At 69.4% G+C, this 9,956-nt stretch carries 9 protein-coding genes and 1 pseudogene; 6 read left to right on the forward strand and 4 right to left on the reverse strand.

Features of this window, described 5'->3' with window-relative positions; translation table 11 throughout:
- The coding region (locus tag OQ02_RS45320) for a hypothetical protein (protein WP_033443655.1) at positions 1-570 on the forward strand (570 nt) is incomplete at its 5' end.
- A 33-nt stretch (positions 571-603) separates the two neighbouring features.
- Positions 604-732 (forward strand): annotated as a pseudogene (locus OQ02_RS47055) (rhamnogalacturonan lyase family protein); the annotation flags it as partial.
- Between the two features lie 111 nt (positions 733-843).
- Here the strand turns inward: OQ02_RS47055 and OQ02_RS44510 are convergent.
- Together OQ02_RS44510 and OQ02_RS38660 are read right to left on the reverse strand one after the other, a co-directional pair.
- Positions 844-1,965, reverse strand: coding sequence for a S1 family peptidase (locus OQ02_RS44510; RefSeq protein ID WP_156077604.1), 1,122 nt, complete (start codon positions 1,963-1,965; stop codon positions 844-846).
- A gap of 668 nt (positions 1,966-2,633) precedes the next feature.
- The gene (locus OQ02_RS38660; RefSeq protein ID WP_033443658.1) at positions 2,634-3,644 is read right to left on the reverse strand and encodes a helix-turn-helix transcriptional regulator; all 1,011 of its coding nucleotides are present in this window, start codon (positions 3,642-3,644) and stop codon (positions 2,634-2,636) included.
- 107 nt (positions 3,645-3,751) lie between these two features.
- Here OQ02_RS38660 and OQ02_RS38665 point away from each other — a divergent pair, with 107 nt between their 5' ends.
- Entirely contained in the window at positions 3,752-4,219 is a 468-nt protein-coding gene (locus OQ02_RS38665; RefSeq protein ID WP_033443659.1) for a VOC family protein, read from the forward strand.
- A 125-nt stretch (positions 4,220-4,344) separates the two neighbouring features.
- On the opposite strand, the gene OQ02_RS38670 is transcribed toward OQ02_RS38665, so the two are convergent.
- On the reverse strand, positions 4,345-5,247 hold the full coding sequence (locus OQ02_RS38670) for a helix-turn-helix transcriptional regulator (protein ID WP_051773456.1): 903 nt from the start codon (positions 5,245-5,247) through the stop codon (positions 4,345-4,347).
- Positions 5,248-5,384: 137 nt separating this feature from the next.
- Between OQ02_RS38670 and OQ02_RS38675 the strand changes: the two genes are divergently transcribed.
- Both OQ02_RS38675 and OQ02_RS38680 read left to right on the forward strand, forming a co-directional pair.
- Positions 5,385-6,302 (forward strand): MBL fold metallo-hydrolase, encoded by a 918-nt coding sequence (locus OQ02_RS38675; protein WP_033443660.1) that lies wholly within the window; start codon positions 5,385-5,387, stop codon positions 6,300-6,302.
- 25 nt (positions 6,303-6,327) lie between these two features.
- Positions 6,328-7,767 carry a carboxylesterase/lipase family protein gene (locus OQ02_RS38680; RefSeq protein WP_033443661.1) on the forward strand — a complete coding sequence of 480 codons (1,440 nt, stop codon included), beginning with the start codon at positions 6,328-6,330 and terminating at the stop codon, positions 7,765-7,767.
- Positions 7,768-7,825: 58 nt separating this feature from the next.
- Here the strand turns inward: OQ02_RS38680 and OQ02_RS38685 are convergent, their stop codons facing one another.
- Positions 7,826-8,737, reverse strand: a complete 912-nt coding sequence (locus OQ02_RS38685; RefSeq protein ID WP_081916269.1) for a helix-turn-helix domain-containing protein — start codon at positions 8,735-8,737, stop codon at positions 7,826-7,828.
- A 340-nt stretch (positions 8,738-9,077) separates the two neighbouring features.
- Here OQ02_RS38685 and OQ02_RS41785 point away from each other — a divergent pair.
- On the forward strand, positions 9,078-9,956 hold an 879-nt coding region (locus tag OQ02_RS41785; protein WP_156077605.1), incomplete at its 3' end, for a M23 family metallopeptidase.

The following is a 9,956-nucleotide window of genomic DNA, read 5'->3' on the forward strand; positions in this document are numbered from 1 at the left end:
AACGACGCCACCTACCGGTTGGTCAGCGGGTACATCACGTTCGCCGACACCTCCGTCACCAACGCCACCAACGGACAACCGGTGCAGTCCAGCGTGAGCGCAGGGGTGCACAGCCTCAACGCCGACATCCCGGTGCAGCGCCTGCCCGCGCTCGACTACTTCGACCTCCCCTCGACCGTGCAGGGCCTCAACGTGGTCGGCGACGTCGAGCTCATGATCTGCTGGCCCAGCACGCCGTGTGACAAGTACAAGACGGCAATGGTGAAGTTCACGCTGATCATCAACCAGTGGAAGTCGGACGGCACGCTCTGCAAGACCGACAGCAGCGTCGTGGTCACGCACGACGTGCCGTACTGGGTGCACCACAAGTACGTGCCACTCAACAAGGCGGACTTCACCGTGAGCACAGCGGCGGGCTGCATCCCCCGGTTCAACGCCTACGTCAAGGCCGAGTGGCTGGGCGGTGAGACCGCCGGCATCCAGGGGACGGCCGTCGGACTCACCGACTCGCGCGGCTCGACGACCAAGCACGACTCCGACATGAGCCACGCGTACGTCCTGCCGTATTGAGCTGCTTCTCTAGGCGCGACGACAACGCTGCACATCTACTCCACGACGACGCAGATCGACCGGCGGCACCACACCGTCATGCACGACGCCCGGTACCGCGTGGCCATCGCGTGGCATGACACCAGCTACAACCAGCCGCCCCACCCGAGCGGCGGCGGCATGAGCACCCCGCCCCACGGACCACGAGCCGGGACTTCCGGCCGCGCAACCCCTGTGCCCGCACAGGGGTTGCGCCACTTCGGGGCTGGAGCGGGTGCTGAGCCGGATGTCGTGCTAACCGGTCGTGATCCTGCTCGTCCAGATGTTCAGGAGCGTCTGGACCGGCGTGTAGGTGCAGTTGGTGCCGTTACCGGCCGCGATGATCCCGACTGCGATCACGCCACCTTGTCCGTCATACGCGAACACGGGCCCCCCGCTGTCGCCCGGCTGGCACAGGGTGCCGCTCGCCGTGGGCGAGACGATCTGCTGACCACAATTGAGCCCGCCGTTGTAGGTGATGCAACGTTCGCCGGGGCCGTTCAGAAATCCTGTCTGCAAGCCGCTGAACGATCCGTTGAGAATGACCCGGCAGCCCTGGCACGAGTAGGAAACGCCGTGGACCGGGAGGGAGTAGCCGCCGTTGTCGTACAGATTGCTGTGCGCCCACATGCGACCGCCGTAGTCGAGGCCGCCGATGAGCCCGGCGTCGACACCCCCGCCGCCGAACCGCTGGAACTGCATGGTCCCGAAGTTGGTGTAGCCCTCGCCTACGCCATCGGATCCCCCTGAATACGTCATCGCCGCGTAGGTCTCGCCGACGAATCCGCAATGACCGGCCGTGAGGGCGTAACGCGTGCCGTGGGCGTTGGTCACGGAGAAGCCGTGGGTGCAGGCGCCGATCCTCTGGTTCCCGTAACGAATACCCCCGTAGAACGGCGAACTGTCCTCGAACCTGCCGGACACCGCCGTGAACGGCTGCTCGACGCGAAGCGCCACCGCGTCGCCGAACTCGGCCCGCGCCGCCGACTCGACCTCGGCGGTCAACTCGGTCACGCCGACGTCCACCCGGTTGTTCGCCGGGTCGATCCCGTACGACGACAACCTGGCCATCAGCACGTCGTTGTCCGGGATGGCGGCCATGACCTTCTTCAGATCGGCGGTGCTGCGCTCGGTGAGCACCACCTTCGCCGCGATCTTCTCAAGGCCGGCCTCGTGCCGGAGGGCATCGGTCTCGGCGCCCGATTGCCGCCCCTTCACCACGTGGATCGTGACGTCCGCGGTGCCATTCGTGGTGATGCCCGCATACACGTCCGGCCGGCTCTCCACTCTTGCCCTGATGCGATCCAAAGCGGAGAGCCGCCGTGCGTTCTCCTTGTCCTCGTCCGACCAGGCATTCGCATCGACAACGCTCCGCACAGGCGCAGCGCCCTTGTCCGGGGCGGGTGCCGCGAGCGCAACCCCGGAGCCGGAAACGAGTGACAGAACGACTGAAGCGTAAAGCACTGACCTCTTCACAATCCATCCGATCGTCGACTGGAAAATCGAACAGCACGAGGTCCGGACCCCACTTCGACGCTATATCAACGCCTATTTCCGGTCAACGAAATCGCCCCGCGGTCAATTCGTCGTCCCCGGTACGGGAGCCTGCGCCGTCTCGCGGGCGGGACGGTTCTCCCCCGCCGCCAATCGTGGCGATGGGGCAGCGGGAAAGTCCGGGAAAGTCCGGGCGAGGCCTGGAGCGCTTGGATCGCGAGCGCCGCGAAGCGCCGGGATGCCGGGATGCCGGGATGCCGGGATGCCGCGACCCTGGTGGCCGGTGAGGCGGCGTGGATGCCACTGTCGGCCGTGGGAACCAGGATCAGGTCGCCCAGGACCAAGTCGGGACGCAGGCGAGGCAGAAGCCGTGCCACAGGCCCAGGTCGGCGAGCGCTTCATCCACAATGGACTGACACGCGCGCATCCGTTCCCGACCACCGCAGGTCGTGGCGAGGTGGAGGCAGTCGCGCACGAGGTGCCGCCTCTGGAGCAAGCCGTGGCGGCTCACCGGAAGAGGGCGGCAGGCGAGGTGTTCGGCAGGATCGTGCTCACGCCATCGGCGGGCTGATCACCGTCGGCTTCGCGGTACGAGCGGCACGAGAGGCACGAGAGGACAGTTCGGCGAACGCCTCTCGCAGGGCCGGTGGTCCGACCACCTCGACCTCGGTGTCGTAGCGCGCCAGTTTCGCGGCGAGCGAGGCCCACGACCACGAGCCGGTCAGCAGCCTGGTTCGGGCCGGACCCACCTCCTCGGCGGTGTCGTCCCCGGCGTGCGGGGCCACCTCGGCGAGGGGCAGGTCGAGGATCACCTCGGCGCGGCACGGCCAGGTGTTCGTGGTGTCCGAGCCCTTGAACCGGGCGGCCAGGAAGGTCGCGGCATCGCCGCCGGGCACCTGCCGGGGAGTGAAACGCGGCCCGTTGGGGACGCGGAGCGTCATCCGGTCGGCGCGGTAGGTCCGCCAGTCCTCGCGGTCCGGGCTCCACCCGACGAGGTACCAGCGACCGGGCCGAACCAGGAGGTGGTGCGGCTGCACCCGGCGAACGGGGTGCGAGGTGTCGGGCGGGCGACCCGGTGAGCGGTAGTCGAACCGCAGTTCCTCGCAGGCGCGGATGGCGTCGCTCAACCTGAGCAGGAGGCCGGTGTCCACCTGTGGATCACGGCCGGTCGGCTCGATCTCCAGGGCGTCGATGCGCCGGCGCAACCGGGACGGCATCACCTGGCGCACGGTGGCCAGCGCCCGTGCGGCGGCTTCCTCGATGCCCGCACCGGTGCCGACGGCCATGCGCAGCGCCACGGCGAGAGCGACCGCCTGGTCCTCGTCGAACAGCAGCGGCGGCATCCGGCTGCCTGCTTCGAGGCGGTAACCGCCGTCCGGCCCCTTGACCGCGTGGACGACGTAGCCGATCTCGCGGAGCCGGTCGACGTCACGGCGCACCGTGCGTTCGCTGACGCCCAGCCGCTCCGCCAGCAGCACACCCGGCCAGTCCCGGCGGACCTGCAGCAGGGACAGCAACGACAGCAAGCGACCCGAGGTGGTCGTCGACGCGGCGATCGGCACGCCCTCAGCGTGCCACGAGTAGCGGACGTTCCCTGTCCGCTACTGCTGACACAGTCGGTCGTGCGCCGGAAGCCCCGGCGGAGAACCGCTGCGCAGAAGGACCGAACATGTCGCTCAACGCTGTTGCCCACCTGAACTTCCACGGCCAGGCCAGGGAGGCGCTGGAGTTCTACCGATCGGTGTTCGGCGGTCAGGTCACCGTCGTCGCCTACGGCGACCTCGGGATGCCCGCCGAAGCGCCCGGCGCCAAGAACGTGGTGTTCGGCGAGGTCGTCGCCGAGAACGGCTTCCGCGTCATGGCCTACGACGTGCCGGGAGCGGACGAGCCGCTCGCCGCCGGCGAGCCCACCACCCGCCGGGAACACGGCACCACGATCACGAAGGAGCCCTTCTTCCTGTCCGTGCGCGGCGAGAGCGTCGACGAGGTCGCCCCGCTCTGGGAACGGCTCGCCGACGGCGCGACGGTGATCGAGGAGTTCGGCCCGGCGCAGTGGGCACCCGCTTTCGGGATGCTGGCGGACCGGTTCGGCATCACCTGGATCGTGGACGTCGCGGTCGACTACGCCCAGGCTTGACGGATCACGACAGGCGGGGTGCCATCGCACCCCGCCCCGCGCTTCCCTCTCAGCTCGCAGGCACGCAGCACCATCCGCCGCACCGGGTTGCCACCCTGGTGGCCATCAGAACTGAGAGGTGCCACCTAGCGGAGTGTCCGAAGTGGAGCGCCGATGTTGTCCGCGTGAGGCGCTTGGTCGCTGCTCGTCTGTCGGAGCAGTGCGAGAGCCTCCTCGGACGGGGAGCCGGTGGGGGTCGTGCACACGATCAGCGCCTGTTCCGGTGAGCGGGCGATCGACAGTGTCTGCTGCGTCACGGTCACCGCGCCGACGACGGGGTGGTGCAGTTCGTAGGACGCAGCGTCGCAGGGCGCCACGCGGTGGTCGCCCCAGAGGGCGACGAACTCCGGGCTCTTCATCGTCAGTTCACCGATCAGCTCCGCGAGCAGCGGGTCCTCCGGGTGCCTGCCGACGGTGATCCGCAGGTTGCCGACCACCGCGCGGGCCTTGCGCTTCCAGTCCGTGTACAGCTCCCGGCAGTGGGGGTCCAGGAACAGCATCCGGGTCATGTTCGGCCGCCCCGTCAGGTCGTCCGGGCTGTGGAGGTCCAGGTGGCCGGCCAGCAGGGCGTGCCCGAGGGTGTTCCACGCCAGCACGTCCGTGCGCCGGCCGAGCACCAGCGCCGGTACGCCGTCCACGGCGCGCAGGAGGTCCCGCGTCTCGTCGCCGAGCTTCTCGGGCCGGGGGCGGCGCGCGGGCGGCGTGCGGCGTGCGGCCCCGGCGAGCCGGTTGAGGTGCTCGCGCTCGTGGTCGTCGAGCAGCAGGGCGCGGGCGATCGCATCGAGCACCGCGGCCGAGGCCCCGCGGGACAGCCCCTGCTCCAACCTCGTGTAGTACGAGACGCTGACGCCCGCCAGCCGGGCCAGTTCCTCGCGCCGGAGCCCGGCCACCCGCCTGCGGGGCCCGAAGTCGCGCAGACCGACGTCTTCCGGTCGCAGCAGTGACCGTCTGGCCTTCAGGAAGTCGCCGAGTGGGCCAGGTCCGTCCATGCACCGAGTATCCAGGGCACGGTCCGATCCCAGCCACACCCTGCGAGGGGTACGACAACGCGGGAGTGGTTCTCGCCCGCCCGCGTGTCCAGGCTCGGTCTCATTCGGCCACATGCCCCGAACCGAGGACGGACCACGTGGATCAGCACCCCGATCAGATCATCCTGGGCGACGTCACCGTCACCCGCGTCAAGGAGTTCTACGGCTCGGTCGAGATGACTCCGGGCGAGTTCTTCCCCGGCAGCCCCGACGGCGCGTGGGACGAGCACCGCGACTGGCTGGCGCCCGACTTCTGGAACGCGGGGACGGACGAGTGCCACTCGGCGATCCAGTCGTGGCTGCTGCGCAGCGAGGGGCGCACGATCCTCGTCGACACCGGTGTGGGCAACCACAAGGACCGGCCCTACGCGCCGGTGTGGAGCCGCCGGGACACCGACTACCTCGACAACCTCGCCGCCGCCGGAGTGCGGCCCGAGGACGTCGACATCGTGGTCAACACGCACCTGCACATCGACCACGTCGGCTGGAACACCCGCCTCGACGGCCGCACCTGGGTGCCGACCTTCCCGAACGCGACGTACCTGATGACGCGGCGGGACTTCGACTTCTGGGACCCGGCCAACGAGCACAAGACGGTGCTGGGCCGCGGCAACCAGAACGTCTTCGAGGACAGCGTCACGCCGGTCCACCAGGCGGGGCTGACGCACCTGTGGGAGGGGTCGTACCGGATCGACAAGAACCTGAGGCTCGATCTCGCTCCCGGGCACACCCCCGGCTCGTCCGTGCTCGTCCTGGAGTCCGGCGGCGACAAAGCCCTGTTCGTCGGGGATCTGGTGCACACCGCGCTGCAGATCGTGGAGCCGGAGACCAACTCCTGCTTCTGCGAGGACCCGGCCGAGTCCCGGAACACCCGGCACAAGCTGCTCGGCCACGCCGCCGAGAACAGGGCACTCGTCTTCCCCGCGCACTTCGCCGGCCGGGGCGCCGCGGAGGTCGAGCGCAACGGGTCGAAGTTCGCGATCAAGGAGTGGGCGGCCTTCTCCCGCATCTCCTGAAACCCCAGGAAAGGAAACGTTTCCCGTGACCCGATACGCAGAACCGGTCGTCGAGATCCCGGCGGGTGCCGTGCGCGGCGTCCGCGACGACTCCGGCGAGCTCTACCGCGCCATCCCCTACGCGGCGGCACCGATCGGTGCCCGCCGTTTCGCCCCGCCCACGCCGCACCCGGGCTGGTCCGGCGTCCGTGACGGCACGCAGCCCTCGCCCACGGCTCCCCAACCGGTCCGCGACTTCGGCAGGCTCGACATGACCCCCTACTTCGGGCCGGGCTGGGTCCGGGGCGAGGAGTACCTGACCGTCGACGTCCGCACGCCTGCCGCCGACAGCGGCAGGCGACCCGTCATGGTCTTCGTGCACGGCGGCGGATTCGTCACCGGCTCGACCCGCGCCGCGCTCTACGACGGCAGCGCGTTCGCCCGCGACGGCATCGTCCTCGTGACGGTGAACTACCGCCTCGGCATCCCCGGTTTCCTCGACCTGGCGGGCGCTCCGCCCAACCGCGGGCTGCTCGACGTGCTCGCCGCTCTCGGCTGGGTGCGCGCCACGATCGGGGCGTTCGGCGGCGACCCGGACAACGTCACGATCTTCGGCCAGTCCGCGGGCGGCACGCTCGTCGGAGCGCTGCTCGCGACGCCGGAGGCCGACGGCCTGTTCCGGCGGGCGATCATCCAGAGCGGCAGCGGCACCGGCGCCTTCACCCCGGAACAGGCGCAACGGGTCACCGCCGCGGCGGCCACCGCGCTGGGCGTCGAACCGACCGCCGAGGCGTTCGGAGCGATCCCCGACGAGCGCTTCCTGGAGATCCTGCCCGCACTGGCCGGACTCGACCTGCGCACCGGCACCGCCACGGACCCGCTGGCCGGCCTCAGCCCGTTCAGCCTGGTCCTCGCGGTCCAGCCCGCCGACGGCCTCGCCGACGGCCCGGCCGGTGACGTCGACCTGCTGATCGGCACCAACACCGAAGAGGGACACCTCTACGTCGTGCCGCAGGGCAACCTGGAGTCCTCGACGAACGCTGACGTGCTCGCCGTCGCCGCCACGGTGTACGCGGACCCGGAAGCCAAGATCGCCGAGCACCGCGCGGCACTGCCGAACGCGACACCGGGCGAGCTGCGCTCCGCGGTGCTCGGGGAAGCCCTGTTCGGTGCCGGCACGACCCGCATGGCACAAGCCCACGCGCAGATCTCGGACGGCCGCACACACGTCTACTCGTTCGGATATCGCTCGACCGCTCTGAACGGACGACTCGGCGCCGCCCACACCGTCGAACTGCCCTTCGTCTTCGACATCGCCGACAAGCCGTTGCTGCACGGAGACACAGGCCTACTCGGCCCCGACCCCGCCCCGAGCGACCTCGCCACCCGGGTGCACACCGCCTGGGTCACGTTCGCCGACACCGGAACCCCCGGCTGGGCCGCGTACGACCCGCAACAACCCGTGGCGGAGGTGCTCGGAGGCTGAGCCTCCGGACGGATCGGCCCCGAGGCGCCACAGTCGCTGAGGGTGGGGTCAGGACTCCTCAATCGCGGGCGACTTCCAGCAGATCCGACGCATGTTCGGTCCGCTGGTACAACACGTAGCGCCCGGCTCGGACCTTGGTGACGAGGCGGGCGCGGTGCAGTGCGCTGAGGTGGTAGGAGACGGTGCCCGGGGTGTATCCGGTCCGGGTGGCGAGTTCCGCGGTGGACCGGGCGGTGTCGAGGTCTGCCAGCAGCGCCGCTCGGGCGTTGCCGACAACGTGCGCGATGCTCCCGGACCTGCGGTCCTGGCCGGCTCCGACCCGTTGCGCGGGGTAGTAGAGGACGAACTGCCCGGGTGTGTCGACCTGGATGACGACGTCGGGCCAGTTGAGCACGCTGGGGGCGAGGACCAGGTCCCGGCCGGTGACGTCGATTTCGCCGTTGAACGACGTGGCGAGGGTGATGGCGTCGCCGGCCCAGTCGATGTCGGGGTGGAGCGCTCCGAGCGCCCGGCCGACGCCATGGGTGGCCATGGCCGTCGCTCGATGGGCGATGTCCTGGTCGGTGATCGAGCGCAGCGCCGGCCAGCCGTCGGAGAGGGTGTCCCGCCAGAACCGGGCGACACCGTTGGCGAGACGTCGCTGCATCCGCCCGGACTCCGCGATCCGGCGGGTCGCGGCCCGCAGCGGCCTGTTCCAGTGAGTCCTGGTGTAGGTGAACACCTGGGTTTCGAGTTCGCTCTGCGCCACTGCCTCGATCTGCGCGATCTGCTCCTCGATCAGTTCACGGCGCTGCGAGGCCGAACCCGGCTGCGGGGTGAGCAGATCGGGGATGTAGGTGTCACCGTTGCGCGGCAACAGGTCCGCGAGCAGGGCGACGTCCGGGTGAGTGAGTGACGCGCGGGCGAGCGGTCCGGGATCACCGAACACCGGGTGCCGTCCCGAAGCGACCGTGAGCTTCAGCCATGCCATGGCTTCCGACGCCGGGGACGGCGATAACCGAGTCCTGGAGACCGTGTCGGCGTCTACACGCAGCGTCAGCACCTCGCCCACGGTAGCAGCCAGGCGGTGGATTCGAACTGGCTCAAATGCTTTCCAGCGCGAGGCCCGCACGGGGTTGAGTTGGTGCCTGCCGGACAACGGCGGCGGCGTTCAGGGGGGCGCCATAAAAATTCACCAACGGTGCACTGCAAAGTGGGCAAAAGGAACGAGGCTGCGATTCGCTCGTGCTTTCCGGGACGAGCGACCGACTGTCTTTGCTCACGACCAGTGACCGACATGAACCAGCACCACGGCAGGACGGATCTTTCCTATGCGTACATCCCAGTTCAAAAGAATCGGCACGGCGGCGGGCGCAGCCGTCGCCGTCGTGGCAACTGCGCTGATGCCATTGGCGCAGGCCACTGAGGCGACCGCGCAGATCGTCGCCGCGCCCGCGCTCGAACTGCCGTTCCCCTGCCAGACCTCCTGGGTCGGGAACTCCAGCGGCAGCAGCGCACACGTCAGCTATGAGATCGACTTCAACAAGAGCGGTACCTCGGGGAACGAGGACCTCGGCGAGCCCATCCACGCGGCGGCTGCCGGGACCGTCGTCCGGGAGGGCGGCGAGTCGTCGGACTACGGGAACTTCCTGGAGATCGACCACGGTGGCGGCTACTCGACGTTGTACGCCCACCTCGACAGCAAGAGCGCGCACGACGGCGACGTGGTGCGCCAGGGCGAGGAGATCGGCAAGCTCGGCAACACCGACGGCAACAGCACCGGGATCTCCGCCCACCTGCACTTCGAGTACCGCTACAACGGCACCATCAAGCCCGCTTCTTTCCACGGCGATCCGTTCGATTACGCCACCGGCATCGAAACGTACGTCAGCCAGAACTGCGCCCTTTCCGCGGATCGCCCGAGCAGGAGTGTCAACGGGGACAAGTTCGACGACGCGATCGGTGTCGACCCGGCCGGGGTCGCGTGGTTCTATCGCGGCAAGAGCGGTGGTGGTTTCTCCGCGGCCCTTCGGCATGGTCCTGGATGGGGTGGTTTCTCCCGGATCGCGGTGAACGATTCCAACGCCGACGGCTGGGCGGACCTGTGGGCAGTCAGCGGTGACACGCTCTACTACTGGCACAACCGCACCGACGGCACGTTCGCCGCGTCACACGAAGTGGGTTCGGGCTGGTCGGCCATGGAATGGATC

The organism is Saccharothrix sp. NRRL B-16314 (assembly GCF_000716595.1).
Lineage (GTDB): Bacteria > Actinomycetota > Actinomycetes > Mycobacteriales > Pseudonocardiaceae > Actinosynnema.

Coding starts and splice junctions, on each gene's coding strand:
- OQ02_RS38685 (WP_081916269.1), bottom strand. CDS start 8,737: ATGGCATGGCTGAAGCTCACGGTCGCTTCGGGACGGCACCCGGTGTTC.
- OQ02_RS38665 (WP_033443659.1), top strand. CDS start 3,752: ATGTCGCTCAACGCTGTTGCCCACCTGAACTTCCACGGCCAGGCCAGG.
- OQ02_RS38670 (WP_051773456.1), bottom strand. CDS start 5,247: ATGGACGGACCTGGCCCACTCGGCGACTTCCTGAAGGCCAGACGGTCA.